The sequence below is a fragment of the Curtobacterium caseinilyticum genome (genome assembly GCF_030363035.1).
GTDB classification, from domain to species: Bacteria; Actinomycetota; Actinomycetes; order Actinomycetales; family Microbacteriaceae; genus Curtobacterium; species Curtobacterium caseinilyticum.
In genome coordinates, this window is record NZ_JAUCMN010000002.1 from 402903 (window position 1) to 425108 (window position 22206).

Consider the following 22206-nt stretch of genomic DNA (forward strand, 5'->3'; position numbering starts at 1 on the left):
GCGGCGGACGGGAGGCTCGTGGCGGACGCCGCCACGGGCCTCCCGTCCGTCTCGGGGCCGCTACTCGAGCGCGGCGAAGCGCTCCAGGTCCGTCTCGGTGCCCGAGACGATGATGACGTCGTCCTCGCCGATGACGCTGTCCGGCGTCGCCGGCACGAACGCCTTGCCCGGCGACTTGATGCCGAGCACGGTCAGGCCGTGCCGCGTGCGGATCACCGTCGTCGCGAGGTCCTTGCCGCGCACCGCGCGCGGCGGGAACATCTTCACGACGGCGAAGTCGTCGTCGAACTCGATGAAGTCGAGCATCCGACCGGAGACGAGGTGTGCCGTCCGCTCGCCGGCCTCGCGTTCCGGGTAGACGACGTGGTTCGCACCGATGCGGGACAGGATCGTGCCGTGCGAGCGGCTGACGGCCTTCGCCCAGATCTGCGGGATGCCGAGGTCGACGAGGTTCGACGTGATGAGCACGCTCGACTCCAGGTGCGACCCGACGGCCACGACCGCGATCGCGAAGTCCTGGGCACCGATCTGGCGCAGGGCGTCGATGTCCGTCGCGTCGGCCTGCACGGCGTGCGTCACGCGGTCGGACCACTTCTGCACCAGGCCGGCGTCGGTGTCGACGACGAGGACCTCGCGGTGCTGGCGTTCGAGCTGCCCGGCGGTGGCGGCGCCGAAGCGACCGAGGCCCAGGACGAGCACGGGCGCGTCGTGGCTCACGGCCCCGGTGACGGGGTGGGGTGCGCGGCGGTCGGCGCGGGGGCGGCGGTCAGCCAACGATCGGCCTCTCCTCGGGGCGGCGGAACAACTGCCGGCTCTGGCTGGCGGCCAGCGCGGCGGCGATGGTCACTGTACCGACCCGGCCCAGGAACATCGTGGCGGCGAGGACGTACTTGCCGGCTTCGGGGAGCTCGGCGGAGATCCCGGAGCTCAGCCCGCAGGTCGCGAAGGCGGAGATGACCTCGAAGAGCACGCGGTCGAGCGAGTCGCCGGTGATCTGCAGCAGGACGACCGTCATGACGGCGACGATCGTCGCTCCCCAGAGCACGACCGCGACGGCCACGCGCAGGACGTCGCCCGGGATGCGTCGCCCGAACGCCTCCATGCCCTGGCGCCCGCGGGCCTCGGCGACCGCGGCGAGGAAGAGCACCGCCAGGGTCGTCACCTTGATGCCGCCCGCCGTCGACGCCGACCCGCCACCGATGAACATGAGCATGTCGGTGACGAGCAGGCTGGCGCCGTGCATCTGCTCGACGTCGATCGTGGCGAAGCCGCCGGAGCGCGTCATCGTCGAGAAGAACAGCGCCTGGAACGCCGTGTGCCCGGCACCGGCGTCCCCGAGTGTGCGGGGGTTCGAGGCCTCGAGCGCCGTGTAGACGACCGCGCCGAGGACGAGCAGCACCGCGCTCGTGGCCAGGGTCAGCTTGACGTGGATCGGCCACCGGCGCGGGGTGCGGAACTGCTTCGTCACCGCGCGGATGACCGGGAACCCGATCGACCCGGCGACGACCGCGACCATGAGGAGTGACAGGAACCAGTAGTCGTTCGCGAAGGGGGTCAGCCCCTCGGCGTTGGGGGAGAACCCGGTGTTCGTGAAGGCCATCGCCGAGTAGTAGAAGGCGTCCCCGACGGCGGTCCAGAAGGGGTAGCCCGCGGCGAGCACCGACGGCAGCAGGAGCACACCGATCGCGATCTCGATCGTCAGGGTGCTGACCGCCACGGTGAGCAGGAGCGTGCCGACCTCGCCGAGCCGGACCGCCTGCCCCTCGGGCACGGCACCGGAGTGCGTGCGGAGCGGGTTCGAGTCGCCGGCGGCGATGAGCTTCGCACGGAGCCCCAGCCGCCGTGTGACGACCAGGCCGAGGATCGAGGCGAAGGTGAGGACGCCGACGGCGCCGATCTGGGTCCCCACGACGATGAGCACCTTGCCGAACACCGACCAGTGCGTGGCCATGTCCACCGTCGACAGCCCCGTGACGCAGACGACCGACGCCGCGGTGAACAGGGCGTCGGCGAAGTGCGTCGGGGTCCGGTCGGCGGCGGCCCACGGCGTCGTGAACAGGGCCGTGAAGATGAGGATCAGCGCGACGAAGACGAGGATCGCGAGCCGGGACGGCGACGACCGGAGGACGCCGAGCGCGCCGTCGAGACGCCGTCTCGCCCCGCTCGTCGGCGTGTGCCGGTTGAGCGGCTCGGTGCGGTCGAGCATCCTGTGCCTCCGGAGCCGTGGGCAGGTCAGCGGTCATCGTACATGCGCGTGGGTCCGGCTAGCCTTGCCGCATGGCCGACATCTTCACCGTCGTGGCGGACCCGACCCGGCGCGAGCTGCTCGGGGCGCTGCTCACGGCCTACGGGTCCGACGTGACCGGCGGGGAGCTCAGCGTCGGGCAGCTGGTCGAGAAGATCGGCGTCAGCCAGCCGACCGTGTCGAAGCACCTGAGGGTCCTCCGTGACCACGGCCTGGTGACGAGCCGCGAGGAGGGGCAGCACCGCTACTACCGGCTCGACCCGGAGCCACTCGTCCGGCTCGAGGACTGGGTCGTCCCGTTCACCGGTGCGGTCGACGCCGACGGCACCCCGGCGACGACGGCGTGGACGCCGGACGGGCAGCCGGTCTCGGTCCGTCGCTCGGGCAACGGAGGGCGTTCGACCGTGGAGGTCGGCACCGAGCTCGGTCGCGTGATGGCCGAGGCGTCGCACCGTGCAACCGCGGCGTTCACGGGCGCGCAGCAGGGCTGGGAGCGGGTCGTCGACCGGGGCCGGAAGCGCTTCACGCGGCGCGGCGAGGACGACTGACGAGGTCGGCCGTGTGCGTGCTCGGAGTCTCCTGGACACGCGGTCCCACGCGCCCCTACACTCGCCACTGACCACACAGGTCACACCACTTCCGTGCACCAGCACGGCCACCCGAAGGCGGACCATGACCGGCAGTTTCGACGACGTGCGCTTCCTCACCGTCGCTGAGGTGGCCGAGATGATGCGCGTGTCGAAGATGACGGTCTACCGGATGGTGCACGCCGGGGAGCTCCCGGCGATCCGCTTCGGTCGCTCGTTCCGCGTCCCGGAGTCGGCCGTCGCCGAGCTCCTGCGCGGCGGGATCGCCGACGTCGGCTGACGCTCGTTCGACAGGACCGCTGCGCTCCGCTAGACTCGGCCGGGTTGATTTTCCGCGGTCTCTTCGGGCCCGGTGTCCACACATCAGCATCGTTCCGAGCGAGGTCCACTATGGGTTCTGTCATCAAGAAGCGTCGCAAGCGCATGGCGAAGAAGAAGCACCGCAAGCTCCTTCGCAAGACGCGTCACCAGCGTCGCAACAAGAAGTAAGTCCAGTACTTGCACCCGAAGCCCCGGTCCGCCGGGGCTTTCGTGTTCCCGGGGGTGGGCCCGGCGCGCGTTAGTGTGGGTCCATGCCCGCCGTGACGTTCCTGACGAAGCCCGGCTGCCACCTCTGCGACGACGCACGTCCGGTCGTCGAGCAGGTCGTGGCGGCCCATCCCGGTGCGACCCTCGAGGAGCGGTCGATCCTCGACGACGACGCGCTGCGCGAGGAGTACGCGGAGGACATCCCCGTCGTGCTCGTCGACGGGCGGGTCCACAGCAACTGGCACGTCGACGCCGACCGGCTGCACCGCGCCCTCGAGCAGGCCGAGGCCCGCGCATGATCCACCACGTCGTCTCCTGGACCGTCCGCGAGGACCTCGACCGTGACACGGTCGTCACGCACATCCGCGAGCTGCTCACCGGCCTGGTCGGCAGGATCGACTCGATCCGCTCGCTCGAGGTCGTCGAGAACGTCGCCTACCCGGGGAAGAACCAGGACGTCGCCGTCGTGGCGACGTTCGAGGACCTGACGGGGCTCGACGAGTACCAGGTCCACCCAGAGCACCAGGCAGCCGCGGCCGAGATCCGCGGACTGGTCACGGGGCGGGCGGCCATCGACTGGGAGAGCTGAGCCGCGCCTCCCGACCGGCCGTCCGCCCGATCGCCGTCCGGTCGTCTCCGTGGAGCAGAAGACGTCGCCTCCCAGACCGGGAGGCGACGTCTTCTGCTCCATGAACGACGCGGCGCGTGTACGCCTCCTGCCGTGCCTACGGGGTGAGGCGCGTCGGTCCGCGGAACAGGTAGGTGACCTCGCGGATGGAGGGCTCGTGCAGCGCGAGCATGAGCACGCGCGCCAGGCCCATGCCGAACCCGCCGTGCGGCGGCACGCCGTAGCGGAAGAAGTCGAGGTACCAGCCGAGCTCCTCGGGGGCGAGGCCCTTCTCGACGGCCTGCGCCTCGAGCACGTCGACGCGGTGCTCGCGCTGGGCGCCGGTGGAGATCTCGGCGCCGTTGAACAGCAGGTCGTAGCTGTTCGTGAGCGTCGGGTCGTCGGCGTGACGCATGTGGTAGTACGGGCGGATCGAGGCGTCGTAGTCGGTGACGAACACGAACTCGGAGCCGTGCGTCTCCTTGGCCCAGGCGCTCACGCGGCGCTCGCCCTCGGGGTCGAGGTCACCGTCGGCACGCACGACCTCGTAGCCGCTGTCGGCGACGATCTTCCGGGCCTCGGCCAGGGTCACGCGGGGGAACGGAGCGGTCGGCACGGCGAACTCGAAGCCGAAGACCTCCTCGATCTCCTTGCCGTACTTCTCCTTGACGGCGGTGAAGCCCGCGACGAGGAGCTCCTCGTGCATCGCCATGACGTCGGCGTGCGACTCGACCCACGAGATCTCGGCGTCGACGCTCGTGAACTCGGTGGCGTGACGGCTGGTGAAGGACGGGTCCGCACGGAAGGCGTCGGCGATCTCGAACACCGCGCCGAAGCCGGCCGGCTGCGCCATCTGCTTGAAGTTCTGCGGCGACTGCGCCAGGTACGCGGTGGTCTCGAAGTACTCGAGCTGGAAGAGCTCGGCACGCGACTCGGACGCCGACGCCATCAGCTTCGGCGTGTGGATCTCGATGTAGTCCCGCTCGACCCAGTAGGTGCGGAACGCGTGCTCCAGCGTGGTCTGGATGCGGAAGATCAGGTTCTGCTTGCGGTTGCGCAGGTCGAGGAAGCGCCAGTCGAGCCGCTTGTCGAGCGACGAGTCGTCGGCGATGGGCGTCTCCGGCTTCGCGGCGCTGACCACCTCGAGCGAGCCGACCCTGACCTCGAGCCCGCCGAGCTTGACGCGCTCGTCGTGCTTGAGCGTCCCGCGGACGTGCACGAAGGTGCCGTGCGCCAGTCCGGAGATCTCGTTCGTGATGGCGAGACGCGCCTGGGCGTCGTCGTCGCCGTCCTCGGCCTCGCGCGTCGCCGGGTTCACCAGCTGCGCGGCGCCGGTCTCGTCGCGGAGGACGACGAACTGGACCTTCTTCTGGTCGCGGACGGTCTCCACCCAGCCGGCGACGGCAACGGGGCCGTCGGGGAGGGCGGCGAGGTCGGCGATGCGGGTGCGTTCGATCACGGTCGTCGAGTCTACGGCCTCCTCCACAGGTGGGGTCGCGGCGCGTCCTCTCCACAACTCCGGCCGGGAGGCACGACCCGGCTCCGGCGGCTCCGTAGCGTCGTCCGTGTGGTCGGGTCGCGAGTCGAGAGGGGTCCCCGATGACGGCAACGGGGGCGGGGCTCGCGGCCTGGCCGCCCGTCGCGGTGGCGGCGGTCGTCGCCGCGGCGGTCGGGTCGGGGATGACGATGGTCGGCGCCCTGGTCGGCGGGCTCTGGGCCGTGCTGCGGTGGCGGCGGGACGTGGTGCGGGAGGAGCGCGACCGGGCCTGGGCGCGGTTCGTGTGGACGGTCGACCACGCGAGCGACGACGACGTCGGGCGGGCAGAGATCGGTCGCCTCAGTGCGCAAGCGATGTCCGACATGCAGATCCTTCGCGACGAGCATGCCGCGGTCGGCAAGATCGTGCTCGACCTCATCACGGAAGGAGACGGAGATGACGGTGGAAGACCCGGTGCAGGTGTTCATCGAGCGCGACCGTGAGCGGTGGCGGCAGCAGATCCGACGGCAGTACCGCTTCCGCCCCTGGAAGGCCCGGCGGATCATCCGGCTCCACGACGACCTGCTCCGCTGGCGTGAAGAGCTGCGAGAGGCGCGGCGCGAGCGGGCGCGGCTCATCGAGGCTGGCGAACTGCAGGTCGACCGGTGACGGTGCTGGGTCCTCCGCCGTTCAGGGGAGCGCGGCGCGCAGGGTGCTGAGCGTGCCGATGAACTCCTCGGCCATGCCGGCCCGTTCGACGAGCTTGGCGTGCCGGGCGCGGGCGTCCTCGAGGGATGCGTCGAGCCGGGCGGCGAGTGCCGCCTGGTCCGCGGGCGCGGCACCGGCCAGGGCATCGACGACCCGGAGCAGCTCGGCCATCTCGTCGAGCGTGAAGCCGAGCGGCTTCATGCGGCGGATGACGAGCAGTCGTTCGAGGTCCTGCGCGGTGTACACGCGGAAGCCCCCGGCGGTCCGGCCGCTCGGCACGAGGAGGCCGACCTCGTCGTAGTGCCGGATCGTGCGCAGTGACATCCCGGCGCGCTCGGCGAGCTCGCCGATGTGCATCGTGTCGCTTGCCGTCCGGTCGTCGGGCGTCGGAGAGGAGGGGCTCACGGTCGTCATGGTGGCAGACCTCCTTCCGTCGTCGCTCGGTGCCGGGTACAACCCTACCCTCACGTCAGGGTAGGGTTGCGGACGATGTCCCTCGCACCCCACGCTCCCACGGCGCCCAGCGTCGTCAGCGCGCTCCGATCGCCCCGTCTGCTCACCCGTGAGGTCCTGGCCGGCGTGGTCACCGCGCTCGCCCTGATCCCCGAGGCGATCTCGTTCTCGGTCGTCGCGGGCGTCGACCCCGCCGTCGGTCTGTTCTCGAGCGTGGTCATCGCGGTCGTGATCTCGATCGTCGGCGGCCGCCCCGCCATGATCTCCGCCGCCGCGGGTTCGGTCGCGCTCGTGATCGCGCCGCTCGTGCGGGACCACGGCGTCGCCTACCTCGTGCCGGCGGTGGTGCTCGGCGGGGTGTTCCAGCTCGTCCTCGGGTTCCTCGGCGTGGCCCGGTTGATGCGGTTCATCCCGCGGAGCGTCAACGTGGCCTTCGTCAACGCGCTCGCGATCCTCATCTTCACCGCGCAGCTGCCGAACCTGTTCGGCGACGACGTACCGCTCGTGGTGTGGCCGCTCACGGCGCTCGGCGTCGGCATCATCGTGGCGTTCCCGTTCCTCACCAAGGCGGTCCCCGCGCCGCTCATCGCGGTCGTGGTGGTCACGGCGATCACGATGGTGTTCGGGGTCGCGGTCCCGACGGTCGGCGACGAGGGCGCCCTGCCGACCGCGTTGCCCGGATTCGGCGGCATCACCGTGCCGCTGACGCTCGAGACCCTGCAGATCGTCGCGCCGTACGCGTTCGGCGTCGCGATCGTCGGGCTCATCGAGACGCTCCTGACCGCGCAGCTCGTCGACTCGCTCACCGAGACGCGATCGAGTGCGTGGCGTGAGTCGTGGGGGCAGGGCATCGCCAACATCGCGTCCGCGTTCTTCGGCGGCACCGGCGGTTGCGCGATGATCGGGCAGACCGTCATCAACGTCAAGACCGCGGGTGCGCGGACACGGGTGTCGACCTTCGCCGCAGGGGCCTCGGTGCTCGTCCTGACGATCGTGCTCCACGACCTCGTCGCCCAGATCCCGATGGCCGCGTTGACCGCCGTGATGCTCATGGTGTGCGTGGCGACGTTCGACTGGCACAGCGTCCGACCCCGTACCCTCGGTCGGATGCCGCTCGGCGAGACCGCGGTCATGGTCATCACGGTCGTGGTCGTGGTGGCGACCGACAACCTCGCCACCGGGGTCCTGGTCGGGGTCGTCGTCGCGGCGCTCGTGTTCGCCCGTCGGGCCGCGCACGTCGTCTCGGTCGTCCGTGAACCCGTCGACGAGCACACGGTGCGGTACCGGGTCCGCGGTGCGCTGTTCTTCGCCTCGTCCAACGACCTCGTGACGCGGTTCTCGTACGCCGAGGACCCGGAGCGGGTCATCGTCGACATGTCGGATGCCCACGTCTTCGACGCCAGCACGGTGGCGGCGCTCGACGGCGTGGAGCAGCGGTACGCACGGCACGGCTCGTCGGTCGAGGTCGTGAACCTCAACACAGGGTCGGTGGCGCTGCACGGGCGACTCACCGGACGGCTGGGCTGACCGCTCGGGGCTGACGGGGCGGGGCTGAACGGTCGCACATCCGGTGAATCCCCTGTGGGGCGGGTGGTGACGGTGGAGCGACCTAGACTGGAACCCATGCCCGCGACACGGATCCACCTCGTCCGGCACGGCGAGGTCCACAACCCGGGGCGAGTGCTCTACGGCCGTCTGCCCGGCTTCGGCCTGAGCGACCTCGGCGCCCGGATGGCCGCCGCGTCGGCGACCGCGTGGCACGACGCCGGGGTCGACGTCCGTCGGATCGTCGCGTCGCCGCTCCAGCGCACGCAGGAGTCCGCCGCGCCGTGGTCCGCCGCGTACGGGCTCGACGTCTCGCTCGACGAGCGGCTCATCGAGCCGACGAACCGCTACGAGGGACAGCGCCCCGGCTTCACGAAGCGCTCGATCACCCGCCCGGGCGAGTGGCCGTGGATCGCGAACCCCTTCCGACCGAGCTGGGGCGAGGCGTACGAGTCGATCGCGAACCGCATGCTCGCCGCGGTGGCGTCCGCGTGGGAGAGCGTCGACGACGGCGACGTCGTCCTGGTCAGCCACCAGCTGCCCATCTGGACCGTGCACCGCAAGCTCGCGGGGGAGCCGCTCTGGCACGACCCGCGCAAGCGTCGCTGCGACCTCTCCAGCATCACCACCCTCGAGCGTGTGCCCGCCACCTCGTCCGGTCGGTTCACCGAGGTCGGGTACGCGGACCCCGCGCAGTCACTGCGTGCGTCCGCCGTCGACGAAGGAGCAGTCTGATGACCACCCGGACCCGGATCGCAGCCACCGCGGCCACGGTGGTGATCGCAGCCCTGGCGCTCGCCGGGTGCTCGTCCTCGAACGACGACCTGTCGCGACAGTACGGCAGCGGTACGACCCAGAACTACATCTCCGGCACCGGCGCGGTGACCGAGGTCGCCGCCGACAAGCGTGCCGACCCGGTCGACTTCACGACGAAGGACACTAACGGCGACACCGTCTCGGCGAAGGCCCTGCGCGGCAAGGTCGTCGTCCTCAACTTCTGGTACGCCGGCTGCCCGCCGTGCCGTGCCGAGGCGAAGTACCTGAACCAGGTCCACGACCAGTACGCCGACGACGACGTCGCCTTCGTGGGCGTCAACGTCCGCGACGAGGAAGGCACCGCCGCCGCGTTCGAGCGCACCTTCGGTGTCGACTACCCGACCGTGCTCGACGCCCGCGACGGCACGGTGCAGCTCGCGCTGTCCGGGCAGATCGCCCCGAACGCGGTCCCCGCGACCATCGTGCTCGACAAGCAGGGCCGTGTCGCCGCCCGCGTCCTCGGCGCGATCGACGGGAAGAGCATCCTGCAGACCCTCGTCGGGGACGAGCTCGACGGCAAGGCGTCCTGACCCGTGCCCGGCAACCCCTTCGCCGACGCGATCCTGAGCGGGCAGATGCTGGTGGCGCTGCCCGTCGCCGCCCTGGCCGGGCTCGTGTCGTTCCTGTCCCCGTGCGTGCTGCCGCTCGTGCCCGGCTACCTGGGCTACGTCGGGGGCATCGCCGAGGGCGGGCAGCGTCGGGGTCGTGTCGTGCTCGGCGTGGTGCTGTTCGTGCTCGGCTTCACGGCCGTGTTCGTCGCGTACACGACGGTCTTCGGCGCGCTCGGCTTCTGGCTCGTCCGCTGGCGGGACCTCATCACCCAGGTGCTCGGTGTCGTCGTGATCGCGATGGGGCTCGTCTTCATCGGACGGTTCACGTTCCTGCAGCGCACGATCAAGCCGTCGTGGACCCCCGCGACCGGCCTCGTCGGCGCGCCGCTGCTCGGCATCGTGTTCGGTCTGGGCTGGACCCCGTGCCTCGGGCCGACCCTCGCCGCGATCAACCTGCTCAGCGTCCAGTCGGGCAGTGCGTGGCAGGGCATGTGGCTCGGCGTCGCGTACTGCCTCGGCCTCGGCATCCCGTTCGTGCTCGTGGCGCTCGGCGCCGGCTGGGCGACCGGCGCGATCCGCGCCGTCAAGCGCCACATGCGCACCGTCAACATCATCGGAGGAGCGATCCTGATCGTCATCGGTCTGCTCATGGTCACCGGCATCTGGTCGGCCGTCATGTCGAGCGTCGGGGCGGTGATCCAGAGCTTTGTCCCCGCGGTCTGAGCACGACGCCACCCCCGAGCATCCGGACGCCGGACGAGCACCCGTGGACGACACGACCTCGGGCGCCGACCCGATGCGTCCGTCCGACCACGTCGACAGCGCCGTGCCGACGGCCGGCGGAGACGACGGCCCGACGCAGCCGAAGCTCGGGTTCACCGGCTACGTCCGCTTCTTCTGGCGCCAGCTGACGAGCATGCGCACCGCGCTCTTCCTGCTCATGCTCCTGGCGCTGGCCGCGATCCCCGGCTCGCTCGTGCCGCAGCGCACCGCCGACCCCAACGGCGTGGTGCAGTACAAGGCGGACCACCCGCAGCTCTTCCCGGTGCTCGACACCCTGCAGGTCTTCGACACCTACACCTCGGTGTGGTTCTCCGCGATCTACCTGCTGCTCTTCGTGTCGCTCATCGGCTGCATCGTCCCGCGCACGAAGCACCACTGGCAGGCGCTCCGGACGCGACCTCCGAGGACGCCGGTGCGCCTCGGCCGACTGGCCGGCTACCGGTCCGTCCCGGTGGACGCCGACGCACTGTCCGGGACCAGCACGACGGGCGTGACCGTCGCGGCGGACGCGACCACGAGCCTCCCGTCCGTCGATGACGCCGTGACCCGCGCGGCGACCGTGCTCAAGCGCTCCGGGTACCGCGTCGAGCGGTTCGGCGACTCGGTGAGCGCGGAGCGCGGGTACCTGCGCGAGACCGGCAACCTCGTCTTCCACGCCGCGCTCGTCGGCGTGCTCGTAGCCGTCGGGCTCGGCGGCGGCTTCAGCTACACCGGGCAGCGGCTGCTCGTCGAGGGACAGACGTTCTCGAACGTGCTCGGCTCGTACGACTCGTTCAACCCGGGTCGGTGGTTCGAGCAGTCGGACCTGAAGGGCTACAACCTCACGCTCGACAAGTTCACGACGACCTACGAGGAGAAGAACCTCGACGCGCTCGGGCAGGCGCTCGACTACTCCGCCACGGTCACGAGCCGCGAGAAGGGTGGGCCGGCGAAGACCAGCCGCATCGGCGTGAACGACCCACTGTCCGTCGGCGGGACGAACGTCTACCTGCTCGGCAACGGGTACGCGATGCAGGTCACCGTGCGGGACGGCAAGGGCGACGTGGCGTTCCAGGACGTCGTCCCGTTCCTGCCCGAGGACGCGAACTACACCTCGACCGGCGTCATCAAGGTGCCGGACGCGTCGCCGTCGCAGCTCGGCCTGGTCGGCTTCTTCTACCCGACCGCCTCGAAGCTGTCGACCGGCGCGTTCGCGAGCGCCTACCCCGACGCGCAGAACCCGCTGCTGACGCTGCAGGTCTACCGCGGCGACCTCGGACTCGACAGCGGCGTCCCGCAGAGCGTCTACTCGCTGGACACCAGCGGTCTCGAGCAGATCGCCGGTCGGCAGTCGAAGACGGCGAGCATCGAGCTCGAGCCCGGTCAGACCAAGACGCTCCCGGACGGCACGGGGTCGATCACCTTCGACGGCGTGAAGCGGTACGTCTCCCTCGACGTGCACCACGACCCGTCGCAGCTCTTCGTCGCCGGGTTCGCCGTGCTGGCGGTGCTCGGCCTGCTCACGTCGCTGTTCGTCCCGCGCCGTCGCGTGTGGGTGAAGGCCGTCCCTCGTCGGGGCGCGGAGCACGGCGAGTACGACCTGGAGTACGCCGGCCTGGCGCGCGGCGAGGACCCCAACCTCGAGCGCGCCGTCGACGACATCGCCCGCCGGCACCTGTCGGACCTCGGAGTTAGGATTCCTGCGTGAACCCGGACATGACGACCAACCTCGCGACCTACTCGGTCGTCCTGACGTACTCCGCGATGGCGGTCTACGTCGTCGCGTTCATCTCGTTCGCACTCGACATGGCGAAGCGCTCGGGTCAGGTGACCGCAGCAGCCGGGGGCGCGGCGGCTGCGCCCGAGGAGCGCACCGTCGCGACGGTGCAGGGCGGGACGGTCGTGCTCGAGAAGGTGGCCACGACGTCCGGCCGGTCGGGCGGTGGCGGGACCAAGTTCGAGCGCGTCGGCATGGCCATGACGATCCTCGCGCTCGTGCTGCACGTCGGCGCCACCGTGCTCCGGGGCATCGCGGCCGATCGCGTGCCGTGGGGCAACATGTTCGAGTTCTCGCTGACCGGCACGGCGCTCATCACGCTGATCTTCCTGCTCGTGCAGTTCTGGCAGAACCTGAAGTTCCTCGGTGTCTTCATCACCGGCCTGACGATCATCCTGCTCGGCATCGCAACGGTGAACTACTGGGTGCCCGTCGTCCCGCTGCAGCCCGCGCTGCAGTCCTACTGGCTCGTCATCCACGTCTTCGTGGCGATCGCCGGCACGGGCTTCTTCGCCCTGGGCGCGGGCCTCGCGGTCGCGCAGCTCGTGCAGACGTACCGCCAGGGTCGTCCGGTCTCGAAGCAGCTCCGCTTCATGGAGACCCTGCCCGACGCCGACCGGCTCGAGGTCCTGACCTACCGCGTCCTGCTCGTCGGCTTCGTGCTCTGGACCTTCACGCTCATCGCGGGTGCGATCTGGGCCGAGCGGGCCTGGGGTCGGTACTGGGGGTGGGACACCAAGGAGGTCTGGACCTTCATCATCTGGGTCGTCTACGCCGGGTACATCCACGCGCGTGCGACCCGCGGCTGGCGTGGTGCCCGCTCGTCGTGGTTGGCGCTCATCGGCTTCGCGGCCGTGATGTTCAACTTCTCCGTCGTGAACGTGTTCTTCAAGGGCCTGCACAGCTACTCGGGCCTGTGAACCCCTGACCGGTCGCGTCGTCGACGCGACCGCGTCCGGACGGGAGGCACGGTGCCAGCTGGCACCGTGCCTCCCGTCCGGTCCGGCGCTCGGTGGCGGTTGCCGGGGCGCTGTCGTCGGGCTGTGGCACTTGCTGTGTCCCTGGCTGAGGCCCTGGCTGTGGCCGGTCGGGCGCAGCGAGTGCGCACGATCCGTCACGCTCGGCGCTCCGCGCCGACGGTTCCCGCCCGCTGCGCGGACGTGAGCGGCAGGTCCTGCCCGTTCGCGCCCGTCCGGCGCTGTCGAGCCGAGCGCCAGGCGGTGTCGTCAGGCTGCGGCGAGCAGCGCGTGCACGCGCTCCAGGCGGGCGAGCCACCACGCCCTGCGCTCCGGCGACGCCGCGTTCCGTTCGAGCAGGTCCCGTGCGACCTCGACGCGCCGCACCCGCACGCGCCCGTCCTCCGGCAGCAGGGGTGACGTGGTCACGTCGGCCGTGAACATCGCCGCCGTGCCGAGGCCCGCCGCGTACCCGGGGCTCATCGCCGCCGCGGCCAGGAACGCTCCCATGCCGAGTCCCACCGAGGTGTCGAGCGCGCTGGACACCACGCACGGCAGACCGGCCCCGGCGACGACGGCCTGTGCCGCGGTCACGCCACCGAGCGGCTGCGCCTTGACGACGAGCACGTCCGCAGCACCCGCGCGGGCGACCGCGAGCGGTTCCGAGGCCTTCCGGACGCTCTCGTCCGCGGCGATCGCCACGCCGAGGCCCGCGATCCGGGTGCGCAGCGCCGCGAGCTCCGGCACCGTCCGGCACGGCTGCTCGGCGTACTGCAGCCCGTGGGGTGCCAGGCGTTCCAGGGCGACGGTGGCCTGGTCGACCGACCACAGCCCGTTCGCGTCGACACGGACGGCTGCCTCCGCTCCCATCACCCGGCGCACCTCGGCGACCCGTGCGACGTCGTCGTCGATGGTAGTGCCGGGCTCGGCGACCTTGACCTTCGCGGTCGTGCAGCCCGGGTAGCGCGCCAGGAGGGCGGCGACGTCGTCGGGCGCGACCGCCGGGACCGTCGCGTTCACCGGGACCGAGTCCACGGTCGGTTCGTGGTCGGTCCAGCCGAAGTCGACAGCGGCCCGGAGCCAGGCGACCGACTCGGCGTCGTCGTACTCGACGAACGGCGAGAACTCGGTCCAGCCCGCCGGGCCGCGGAGCACGAGGGCCTCACGGACGGTGATGCCGCGGAACCGGACGCGCATCGGCAGGGCGACGACGTGGGCGTCGGCGGTCAGGTCGTCGAGATCGGGGAGCACACCCCATCCTCCCGCAGGTGAGCCGACGGCGGGGCGACGGTGCGCCGACGCCGGGCCGACGGTGCGCCGACGGCGACCTGGCGCGCAGCGCGCCGCGGCCGAGACGACCCGGCCGAGCCGCGGCCGGGTCGTGCCGGCCCGACGTGCCCAGCGCACGCGCTGGTTCCTCGGAGCCGACCGCCAGCGCCGGGCACTAGCATGCACCGGTCGGCGCAGCGTCGGCTCCGCCGTGGGGGACCTCGCGGCACGACCGTGGACGACCGAGGAGAGGGAGGGCCGGTGGCGTCGGATCCGCAGCAGCGCGGCCAGCGAACGGGCGGCCCCTCCTCGAACGAGGTCCAGCGGGCAGCAGCAGCGCAACGCGCAGCGGCGCAGCGCCAGGCCGCCCAGCGTCAGGCCGCCCAGCGCGCCGCGGCGCAGCGGTCGACGGCACAGCGTCCGGCGCCCGGCTCGGCAGCGCAGCGCGCGGCATCCCCGTCGACGGCGCGGGCCCGCACCGCGGGCTCCGGGACCAGCTCGACGGGTGACTTCGAACGCCTGATGGAACGCGGCACGGTCGACACCCGGACGCTCCGACAGGCCGAACGCCGGCGCCGGAACCCGATCACGGGCAAGATCGCCCTCGGCCTCGCGGTGGTCTCCGCCGCGGTCGACGCCAGCGCGTTCGCCGTCTTCATGGGCGGGGACACGACCTTCGCGTTCGGCATCTGCTTCGTCGTCGTCTTCCTCACCCTGATCGCGGCGGTGCTCGGCTTCATCGCGGCGGTCGGCTCGTTCGGCCGCTGGTACGGCGCGGCCGGCGTCGTCCTGGCGTTCTTCGCGAACCCGGTCATCCTCATCGTGCTGCTCGTGGTCGTCGCCCCGGAGGCCCTGACCGGCATGTAGCCGAGCGGTACGGTGGGGGGCATGGCTGCTCCCGTCTCCGACCTGTTCGACCCCGACGTGTGGACCGCGGCCCCGGTCGCGGAGCAGTTCACCGACATCACGTACCACAAGCACGTGTCGCAGGGCATCGTCCGGGTCGCGTTCGACCGCCCCGAGGTGCGCAACGCGTTCCGTCCCCGCACCGTCGACGAGCTGTACCGTGCCCTCGACGACGCCCGTCAGGACCCCCGCGTCGGCGTCGTCCTGCTCACCGGCAACGGCCCGAGCCCGAAGGACGGCGGATGGGCGTTCTGCTCCGGCGGCGACCAGCGCATCCGCGGCCGCAGCGGCTACCAGTACGTCGGCGACGAGGGTGCCCCGCCCGAGGGGGTCGACCCGGCCGCCGCCCAGGCGTCGATGGGCCGCCTGCACATCCTCGAGGTCCAGCGGCTCATCCGCATGATGCCCAAGGTCGTCATCGCGGTGGTGCCGGGCTGGGCGGCCGGCGGCGGGCACTCCCTGCACGCCATCTGCGACCTCACCATCGCGAGCGCCGAGCACGGCCGCTTCAAGCAGACCGACGCCGACGTGGGCTCCTTCGACGGCGGCTACGGCAGTGCGTACTACGCGCGGCAGATCGGGCAGAAGCTGGCGCGCGAGGTCTTCTTCCTCGCCGAGGAGTACTCCGCCCAGCGCGCGTACGAGATGGGGGCCGTCAACAAGGTGGTGCCGCACGCCGACCTCGAGCGCGAGGCACTCCGCTGGGGCGAGACGATCCTCGGCAAGTCGCCGACCGCGATCCGGATGCTCAAGTACGCCTTCAACGCGGTCGACGACGGCATGGTCGGCCAGCAGGTCTTCGCGGGCGAGGCGACCCGCCTCGCCTACGGCACCGACGAGGCCGTCGAGGGCCGTGACTCCTTCCTGCAGAAGCGCGACCCCGACTGGACCGCGTTCCCGTGGCACTACTGACGACCGAGCGCTCCCGGTGACCCGCCCCCTGGTCGCGCTGGGCGCGTCCGACCCGATGGTCGTGCTGCGCGGCCTGGAGGCTGCGCTCGCCGGCGGCCCCGCGCTCCTGCCCGTCGCCGAGGGGGCTCCCGCCCTGCCGTCGCCCGCTCCGGCGCACGTCGCGCAGCGGGTCGCCCTGGTGGTCGAGACGAGCGGGTCCACCGGCACCGGCAAGCGCGTGGCCCTGTCCGCCGACGCGCTCCTCGCCGGAGCGGCGGCGGCCGACGCCGCGCTCGGCGGTGCCGGCCGCTGGGTCCTCGCGCTGCCGACGCACTACATCGCCGGCATCAACGTCCTGACGCGGTCGATCACCTCGGGCACGACGCCCGTCGTCGTGCCGCCGGGACACTTCGACGCGCGGGCACTCGCCGAGGCGGTCGACCGGCTCGACGTCGGCCCCGAGGCCCCGAGGCGGTACACCTCGCTCGTCCCCGTCCAGCTGGCCCGCGTGCTCGACGACCCCGTCGCGACGGCGGCCGCCACTCGGTTCGACGCCGTCCTGGTCGGAGGGCAGGCGACCCCGGCCCCGCTCCGGCGCCGTGCCCTCGATGCCGGCGTCCGCGTCGTCACCACCTACGGCGCGAGCGAGACGAGCGGCGGGTGCGTCTACGACGGCACGCCGTTCGGCACCGTGCGCACGGCGCTCGTCGACGGTGCGCTCGAACTCGCCGGACCGATGCTCGCCGAGGGCTACCTCGACGACCCGGAGCGCACCGCCCGGACCTTCACGGAACGCGACGGGCACCGCTGGTACCGCACCGGCGACGCCGCGACCACCGGTGCGGACGGACGACTCCAGGTGCTCGGACGCCTCGACGACGTCATCGTGTCCGGCGGTGAGAAGGTGCCGCTCGGTGCCGTGGAACGCCTGGTGCGCGAGCTGCCCGGACAGGACGCCGCCGTGGTGACGCGTCGGGCCTCGGGGGAGTGGGGCGAGGTGCCGGTCGTCGTCACCGAGCGCGCGCTCGACCTCGACACGGTCCGTGCGCACGTCGGCGGGGCACTGGGCCGTGCCGCGCGCCCGGCCGACGTCCTGGTCGTCGACGCGCTGCCCGTGCTCGCCTCGGGCAAACCCGACCGCCGGGCCGTCCGCACCATCGCCGACCCGGACGGCGCACCGACCGCGTAGCCAGCGCGGATACGATGGTCGGCCGTGGCACGTACGAAGAACACGACCCCGGTGAAGGGCCGCAGCGGCAACCCGGCGAAGGCCGCTGCACCGCAGCGCACGAGGCAGCGGGCGACCGCCCGTGACTGGATCGGCGGTGCCCGGCTCCGCACGCTCACCCTCGGTGTCGTGCCGGTCGTGCTCGGCACGGGGGTGGCCTTCGTCGACTCCGGCGAGCCGGGCGACCTCGGTTCGTACCTGGCGCGTGACCACCACCTGGCGGTCGCGCTCCTCGCCCTCGCCGTGGCGCTGTTCCTGCAGATCGGCGTCAACTACAGCAACGACTACTCCGACGGGGTCCGTGGCACCGACGAGTTCCGCGTCGGTCCCGCCCGCCTGACCGGTGCCGGCCGGGCGAAGCCCCGCACGGTGCTCACCGTCGCGCTCGCGTTCTTCGGCCTCGCGGCCGTCGCCGGTCTCGTGATCGTCCTGCTCACCGGGCTGTGGTGGTTGCTCCTGGTCGGCGCAGCGGCGATCGTCGCCGCCTGGTACTACACCGGCGGCAGGAAGCCCTACGGGTACAACGCGCTCGGCGAGGTGTTCGTCTTCGTGTTCTTCGGCCTGGTGGCCGTGCTCGGCACCCAGTACGTGCAGATCCGCGAGGTCACGCCGAGCGGCTGGGCCGCCGCGGTGGCGGCCGGCTTCTTCGCCTGCGCCGTGCTCATGGTGAACAACATCCGCGACGTCGACGAGGACCGACAGGCGGGCAAGCGCACGCTGGCCGTCGTGGTCGGGCGTCCGGTCGCGCGGGTGCTCTTCGCGCTCTTCCTGATGCTGCCGTACGTCGTGCTGCTCTGGTTCGTGCTGTTGTACTTCCGCACGGGCTTCGCCTACTTCTCGCTGCTGCTGGCGCTGCCCGCGCTCGCGATCGGCGTGTCGTCGAGCAAGCCGCGCGAGCTCATCACCGCGCTGCAGCTGTCGTCGTTCGCGTCGCTCGCCTACGGCGTCGTGCTCGGGCTCACCCTGGTGCTCCTGCCGTAGGAGCACGGTCGACGGTCGTCCGGCGCCGGCGCCGGCGCCGGCTCAGTCGTTGTCGGGCTCGGTCCGGGCGCGGTGTCGGTCGGCGTCGGAGACCGGCTGCTCACCTGCCGCGTCCGTGTCGGCGGCGTCGACGAAGTCGTCCTCGAAGTCGGAGTCCGTGTCCTGCTCCGGACGAGCCCGCCGCGCGGCGATGTCCGACGTCACCCGACCGCGCAGCCCCGGCAGGGCGATGTACGAGACGAGCAGGCCGATGAGGGCGGCGCCGATCGCGGCCCAGTACCACCGCAGGCCGATCACGAGCAGGACGGCGAGCGCCGCGGCGAAGATGCCGAGTCGGGCAAGGGTGTAGACGAGCCACGCTTTCACCCGATGAGTCTACGGAACGTCGGTCGTGCGTCGGCTGACGAGCAGGTCGGTCACAGGCGCAGTACCTAGGCTCTGGGGATGGTCCGTCTGTGGTTGATCGTCGTCGTCGCCGCCGTGGCCTTCACGGTCTACGCGGTCATCGACTGCGCGACCATGCCGCGCCAGCGCATCCGCTCCCTGCGTCGCGGGTGGTGGGTCCTCCTGGTGGTCGTCCTGCCCGTGCTCGGCGGGGTGCTCTGGTTCCTGCTGGGTCGTGCACCGGCGACCCCCGGCCCCGGGCCCCGGTACCGTGGACCCGAAGACGACCCGGACTTCCTCGGCGGACCCCGTGCCGCCGGGTCACCCCGAACCGGAACGGACCAGGACGACGCAATCCTCCGAGACCTCGAAGACCGGTTCCGCGACCGGGACGAACGAGACGACGACCGCCCCGCCGATCGCTGACGGGCCCGCGGGCTCCGGCAGTCCGGCGACCGACCACGCACTCGCCCTGCTGCGGCACCTGGCGCGCGCGGGGGTGACCGACGTCGTGGTGAGCCCCGGCTCCCGGTCCCAGGCGCTCGCCCTCGCGGCGGTCGCCCTCGAACGGGCAGGCGGCCTCACCGTGCACGTCCGCCTCGACGAGCGGACCGCGGGCTTCTTCGCGCTCGGGCTCGCGGTCGAGTCCGGCCGGCCGGCCGCAGTGGTGACGACGTCCGGCACGGCCGTCGCGAACCTGCACCCGGCGGTGCTCGAGGCGCACCACTCCGGCGTGCCGATGGTCGTCCTCAGCGCAGACCGGCCCGACGAACTCCGGGGGATCGGCAGCAACCAGACCACCGTCCAGCCGGGCATCTTCGGCCCCGCGGTCGCGTTCGTCCGCGACGTCCAGGCCCCGACGGCCGGCGGCATCGACGAGGACACCCTCCGGCAGCTCGCGCGCGAAGCCGTGGCGGTCGCCGCGGGGCACACCGGCCAGCCGGGCCCCGTCCAGCTCAACGTCGCGTTCCGCGAACCGCTCTCGGCCGGACTGCGCGCCGAGGACGTCGCAGGCGTCCCCGACGACGAGGTCGACCTGGGACACGCCCGACGTCGGGTGCACTCCGGGCTGCCGGTCGCCGAGCTCGCACCGGACGACGCACCCGCGACGGTCGTCGTCGCCGGACACGACGCCGGCGAGGACGCCGAGCGCATCGCGTGGGAGCTCGGCGCACCGCTGCTGGCGGAGGTCTCGAGCGGAGCGCGCTTCGGCCGGAACCTGGTCGTCGCCTACCGCGAGCTGCTCCGCGACCCCGAGCTCGGCGGCGCGGTCCGCCGCGCCGTCGTGCTCGGGCACCCCACGCTCAGCCGCGAGGTCCCGGCGCTCCTGCAGCGGCCCGACGTCGAGACGATCGTGGTGCGCGGACCGGGAGCCGACCCGTACGACCCGGCCCGTGCCTCCCGTCCGGACGCCGCGACCACCTTCGTGTCCGACGTCCGGGTGACGGGCCGGACCACCCCCGCACACCGCGCCTGGGTGGGACGCTGGGTGACGACGAGCCGCGCGCTCCTCGGCGGGGGAGACGCCGGGCCGGACCTCGACGCGAAGCGGTCCGGGGACCGCGCCGAGCGGAACCGGTTCCTGCGGGACGAGGTCGCGCTCCGCCGTCGAGCGGTGGACCGCACCATGCTCGTCGACGCGGTCTGGGGTGCGACGTGGCCGCACGACCGGCTCGTGCTCGGCGCCTCGCAGCTCATCCGGGTCGCCGACGCGCACGTGCCGGGCAAGAAGCTGCGCGTGCACGCGAACCGGGGGCTCGCGGGCATCGACGGCACCGTGTCGACGGCACTCGGCATCGCGGCGGCGCTCGAGCGGACGCCGGACTCGGTCGGCACGACGCGGGTGCTCGTCGGGGACCTGACGTTCCTGCACGACCTCGGCGCGTTCGTCACCGGGTCCGAGGAGCGGACGCACCGCGTGCAGGTGGTCGTCGGCAACGACGACGGCGGGGCGATCTTCCGCGGCCTCGAGGTCGCGGCGACCACCCCGGACGCCGACATGCGCCGGATGATGACGACACCCCAGCACGTCGACGTCGAGCGGGTCGTCACGGGGCTCGGCTGGGAGTACCGGCGTGCGGCCACCTGGGGCGACCTGGAGGCCGTGCTCACCGATCCGGCGCAGCGACTCGTCGTCGAGGTGCCGCTGACCGACTGACGGGCGTCCTGCGGCCTGGGCGTCCTGCTGCCCCGGCCCGGACGCCCGGGCCTGGCCCGGGCGTCTGGCTCGAGCCAGGGCGTCCGGCTCGAGCCAGGGCGTCCGGCTCAGGCCAGGGCGTCGCGGATCGGTCGGAACTTCAGGGCGGTCTCGGCGACCTCGCGCGCCGGGTCCGACCCGCCGACGATGCCGGCTCCGGCCCATGCCCGCACCGAGCCGTCGGCGTCGATCCGGGCGCTGCGGAGCGCGAGCATCCACTCGCCGTCCCCGTTCGCGCCGAGCCAGCCGACGGGACCGGCGTAGCGACCCCGGTCGACGCCCTCGAGCTCGGCGACCAGGCGCACCGCCACGTCGGTGGGGGTGCCCGCCACCGCAGCCGTGGGGTGCAGCGCGTCGGCCACGTCCAGCGAGGTGGTCCCGACCGGCAGGGTCGCGCGGACGTCGGTGGCGAGGTGCCACAGGTTCGGCAGCTGCAGGCGGAACGGCTCCGGGTCGGCCCGCAGGTCGCTCGCGATCGGGCGCAGCGCCTCGAGCAGGCTCGCGATCGCGAAGCCGTGCTCCTCGACGTCCTTCGCACTCGACGCCAGGGCCTCGGCCGCCGCCCGGTCGGACACCGGGTCGGAGCCGCGGGCGGCGCTGCCGGCGAGCACCCGCGCCGACAGCTCGGTGCCGTCGGTGCGGGCGAGGGTCTCGGGGGTCGCCCCGACCAGTCCGTCCACGGCGAAGGTGACGCACTGCGGGTACGCGGCGGCGAGGTCCAGCAACACCGCACGGCGGTCCGACCCGGCCGGGAGCGTGCCGACCAGGTCACGGGCGAGGACGACCTTCTCGGCCTCTCCCGCAGCGATCCGGCGCACGGCGTCCGCGACCGCAGCGGCGTACGCGTCCTCGTCGATGCTGCCGGGCGCGAGGGCGACCGAGACGTGTCCGCCGACCGCCGGCACCGGCACCGACGTGCGCGAGAACGCGAGCGGTTCCGGGTCGGGCGTCGTGTCGACGGCGGTGAGCCAGGCGCGGCCACGACGCTTGCCGATCACGACCCGCGGGACCACGAGCACGCTCTCCTCCGCCGAGTCGTCGGCGAACGCGAACGACCCGAACGCGACGAGCCCCGTGCCGCGGACCTGCACCGGGTCGTCCACGACGGCGTCGCGGACCAGGTCGCGCCACACCGCCGACGCCTCGCGCATCCGGTCGGGCCCCGTGAAGGTGAACCGGAGCGCCTCACCGATCCCGACGATCCCGTCACCGTTCCGCACGAACGCCAGCGGCGTGTCCCGCAGGGTGTGGCGGAGGACGTCCCCCGGGTCGTCGAGGATCCGGGTCGAGACCGTGAGCGATGGGGCCGCCGTGGTGGTTCGGGTCACGGACCGATCG

At 72.4% G+C, this 22206-nt stretch carries 26 protein-coding genes; 19 read left to right on the plus strand and 7 right to left on the minus strand.

What is annotated here, in order from left to right:
• Nucleotides 1-60 precede the first annotated feature (60 nt).
• On the minus strand, nucleotides 61-717 hold the full coding sequence (locus QUG93_RS04390; protein WP_289472619.1) for a potassium channel family protein: 657 nt from the start codon (nucleotides 715-717) through the stop codon (nucleotides 61-63).
• Between the two features lie 49 nt (nucleotides 718-766).
• Nucleotides 767-2206 (minus strand): TrkH family potassium uptake protein, encoded by a 1440-nt coding sequence (locus tag QUG93_RS04395; RefSeq protein ID WP_289472437.1) that lies wholly within the window; start codon nucleotides 2204-2206, stop codon nucleotides 767-769.
• A gap of 71 nt (nucleotides 2207-2277) precedes the next feature.
• Here QUG93_RS04395 and QUG93_RS04400 point away from each other — a divergent pair, with 71 nt between their 5' ends.
• The 5 genes from QUG93_RS04400 (at nucleotide 2278) to QUG93_RS04420 (ending at nucleotide 3949) form a co-directional block, all read left to right on the plus strand.
• Nucleotides 2278-2793, plus strand: a complete 516-nt coding sequence (locus tag QUG93_RS04400) for an ArsR/SmtB family transcription factor (protein ID WP_289472439.1) — start codon at nucleotides 2278-2280, stop codon at nucleotides 2791-2793.
• A 124-nt stretch (nucleotides 2794-2917) separates the two neighbouring features.
• Nucleotides 2918-3112 carry a helix-turn-helix domain-containing protein gene (locus QUG93_RS04405; protein WP_058729786.1) on the plus strand — a complete coding sequence of 65 codons (195 nt, stop codon included), beginning with the start codon at nucleotides 2918-2920 and terminating at the stop codon, nucleotides 3110-3112.
• 110 nt (nucleotides 3113-3222) lie between these two features.
• Nucleotides 3223-3321 (plus strand): 30S ribosomal protein bS22, encoded by a 99-nt coding sequence (locus QUG93_RS04410; RefSeq protein ID WP_003792170.1) that lies wholly within the window; start codon nucleotides 3223-3225, stop codon nucleotides 3319-3321.
• A gap of 83 nt (nucleotides 3322-3404) precedes the next feature.
• Nucleotides 3405-3659, plus strand: a complete 255-nt coding sequence (locus QUG93_RS04415; RefSeq protein WP_289472440.1) for a glutaredoxin family protein — start codon at nucleotides 3405-3407, stop codon at nucleotides 3657-3659.
• Complete coding sequence (locus tag QUG93_RS04420) at nucleotides 3656-3949, plus strand: Dabb family protein (RefSeq protein WP_289472441.1); 294 nt, start codon at nucleotides 3656-3658, stop codon at nucleotides 3947-3949. The genes QUG93_RS04415 and QUG93_RS04420 overlap by 4 nt, the downstream gene beginning before the upstream one ends.
• Nucleotides 3950-4085: 136 nt before the next feature.
• Here the strand turns inward: QUG93_RS04420 and aspS are convergent, their stop codons facing one another.
• Nucleotides 4086-5426 carry an aspartate--tRNA(Asn) ligase gene (gene aspS / locus QUG93_RS04425; protein ID WP_289472442.1) on the minus strand — a complete coding sequence of 447 codons (1341 nt, stop codon included), beginning with the start codon at nucleotides 5424-5426 and terminating at the stop codon, nucleotides 4086-4088.
• A gap of 140 nt (nucleotides 5427-5566) precedes the next feature.
• Between aspS and QUG93_RS04430 the strand changes: the two genes are divergently transcribed.
• Together QUG93_RS04430 and QUG93_RS04435 are read left to right on the plus strand one after the other, a co-directional pair.
• Nucleotides 5567-5947 (plus strand): hypothetical protein, encoded by a 381-nt coding sequence (locus QUG93_RS04430; RefSeq protein ID WP_289472443.1) that lies wholly within the window; start codon nucleotides 5567-5569, stop codon nucleotides 5945-5947.
• Nucleotides 5901-6113, plus strand: coding sequence for a hypothetical protein (locus QUG93_RS04435; RefSeq protein ID WP_289472444.1), 213 nt, complete (start codon nucleotides 5901-5903; stop codon nucleotides 6111-6113). Before QUG93_RS04430 ends, QUG93_RS04435 begins: the two co-directional genes overlap by 47 nt.
• A 21-nt stretch (nucleotides 6114-6134) precedes the next feature.
• Here the strand turns inward: QUG93_RS04435 and QUG93_RS04440 are convergent, their stop codons facing one another.
• Nucleotides 6135-6509 carry a MerR family transcriptional regulator gene (locus tag QUG93_RS04440; RefSeq protein ID WP_289472621.1) on the minus strand — a complete coding sequence of 125 codons (375 nt, stop codon included), beginning with the start codon at nucleotides 6507-6509 and terminating at the stop codon, nucleotides 6135-6137.
• Nucleotides 6510-6641: 132 nt separating this feature from the next.
• Between QUG93_RS04440 and QUG93_RS04445 the strand changes: the two genes are divergently transcribed.
• From QUG93_RS04445 to ccsB, 6 genes are all read left to right on the plus strand, one after another.
• Complete coding sequence (locus QUG93_RS04445; protein ID WP_289472445.1) at nucleotides 6642-8132, plus strand: SulP family inorganic anion transporter; 1491 nt, start codon at nucleotides 6642-6644, stop codon at nucleotides 8130-8132.
• A 96-nt stretch (nucleotides 8133-8228) separates the two neighbouring features.
• Nucleotides 8229-8885: a histidine phosphatase family protein gene (locus QUG93_RS04450; protein ID WP_289472446.1), complete on the plus strand. Its 657-nt coding sequence runs from the start codon at nucleotides 8229-8231 to the stop codon at nucleotides 8883-8885.
• Nucleotides 8885-9496: a TlpA family protein disulfide reductase gene (locus QUG93_RS04455; protein WP_289472447.1), complete on the plus strand. Its 612-nt coding sequence runs from the start codon at nucleotides 8885-8887 to the stop codon at nucleotides 9494-9496. Before QUG93_RS04450 ends, QUG93_RS04455 begins: the two co-directional genes overlap by 1 nt.
• A gap of 45 nt (nucleotides 9497-9541) precedes the next feature.
• Nucleotides 9542-10240 carry a cytochrome c biogenesis CcdA family protein gene (locus tag QUG93_RS04460; protein WP_289472624.1) on the plus strand — a complete coding sequence of 233 codons (699 nt, stop codon included), beginning with the start codon at nucleotides 9542-9544 and terminating at the stop codon, nucleotides 10238-10240.
• A gap of 73 nt (nucleotides 10241-10313) precedes the next feature.
• Nucleotides 10314-11987, plus strand: coding sequence for a cytochrome c biogenesis protein ResB (resB, locus tag QUG93_RS04465; RefSeq protein WP_289472626.1), 1674 nt, complete (start codon nucleotides 10314-10316; stop codon nucleotides 11985-11987).
• 8 nt (nucleotides 11988-11995) lie between these two features.
• Nucleotides 11996-12976, plus strand: a complete 981-nt coding sequence (ccsB, locus tag QUG93_RS04470; protein WP_289472628.1) for a c-type cytochrome biogenesis protein CcsB — start codon at nucleotides 11996-11998, stop codon at nucleotides 12974-12976.
• 306 nt (nucleotides 12977-13282) lie between these two features.
• Here ccsB and QUG93_RS04475 read toward each other — a convergent pair whose 3' ends face one another.
• A complete protein-coding gene (locus QUG93_RS04475) occupies nucleotides 13283-14263 on the minus strand; it encodes an o-succinylbenzoate synthase (RefSeq protein WP_289472449.1) in 981 nt (326 codons plus the stop codon).
• Between the two features lie 279 nt (nucleotides 14264-14542).
• Here QUG93_RS04475 and QUG93_RS04480 point away from each other — a divergent pair, with 279 nt between their 5' ends.
• From QUG93_RS04480 to QUG93_RS04495, 4 genes are read left to right on the plus strand one after another with little or no spacing between them, the layout of a single operon-like run.
• A complete protein-coding gene (locus QUG93_RS04480) occupies nucleotides 14543-15148 on the plus strand; it encodes a hypothetical protein (RefSeq protein ID WP_289472451.1) in 606 nt (201 codons plus the stop codon).
• Between the two features lie 21 nt (nucleotides 15149-15169).
• Complete coding sequence (locus tag QUG93_RS04485; protein ID WP_289472452.1) at nucleotides 15170-16099, plus strand: 1,4-dihydroxy-2-naphthoyl-CoA synthase; 930 nt, start codon at nucleotides 15170-15172, stop codon at nucleotides 16097-16099.
• Nucleotides 16100-16115: 16 nt separating this feature from the next.
• Entirely contained in the window at nucleotides 16116-17267 is a 1152-nt protein-coding gene (locus QUG93_RS04490) for an AMP-binding protein (protein WP_289472453.1), read from the plus strand.
• 24 nt (nucleotides 17268-17291) lie between these two features.
• Complete coding sequence (locus QUG93_RS04495; protein ID WP_289472454.1) at nucleotides 17292-18287, plus strand: 1,4-dihydroxy-2-naphthoate polyprenyltransferase; 996 nt, start codon at nucleotides 17292-17294, stop codon at nucleotides 18285-18287.
• Nucleotides 18288-18329: 42 nt separating this feature from the next.
• On the opposite strand, the gene QUG93_RS04500 is transcribed toward QUG93_RS04495, so the two are convergent.
• On the minus strand, nucleotides 18330-18653 hold the full coding sequence (locus QUG93_RS04500; protein ID WP_289472456.1) for a DUF4229 domain-containing protein: 324 nt from the start codon (nucleotides 18651-18653) through the stop codon (nucleotides 18330-18332).
• Nucleotides 18654-18731: 78 nt separating this feature from the next.
• Between QUG93_RS04500 and QUG93_RS04505 the strand changes: the two genes are divergently transcribed.
• Both QUG93_RS04505 and menD read left to right on the plus strand, forming a co-directional pair.
• Complete coding sequence (locus QUG93_RS04505) at nucleotides 18732-19097, plus strand: PLDc N-terminal domain-containing protein (protein WP_289472457.1); 366 nt, start codon at nucleotides 18732-18734, stop codon at nucleotides 19095-19097.
• Nucleotides 19090-20829, plus strand: a complete 1740-nt coding sequence (gene menD, locus QUG93_RS04510; protein WP_289472629.1) for a 2-succinyl-5-enolpyruvyl-6-hydroxy-3-cyclohexene-1-carboxylic-acid synthase — start codon at nucleotides 19090-19092, stop codon at nucleotides 20827-20829. The genes QUG93_RS04505 and menD overlap by 8 nt, the downstream gene beginning before the upstream one ends.
• Before the next feature lie 107 nt (nucleotides 20830-20936).
• Here the strand turns inward: menD and QUG93_RS04515 are convergent, their stop codons facing one another.
• Entirely contained in the window at nucleotides 20937-22196 is a 1260-nt protein-coding gene (locus QUG93_RS04515) for an isochorismate synthase (RefSeq protein ID WP_289472458.1), read from the minus strand.
• Nucleotides 22197-22206: the final 10 nt, after the last annotated feature.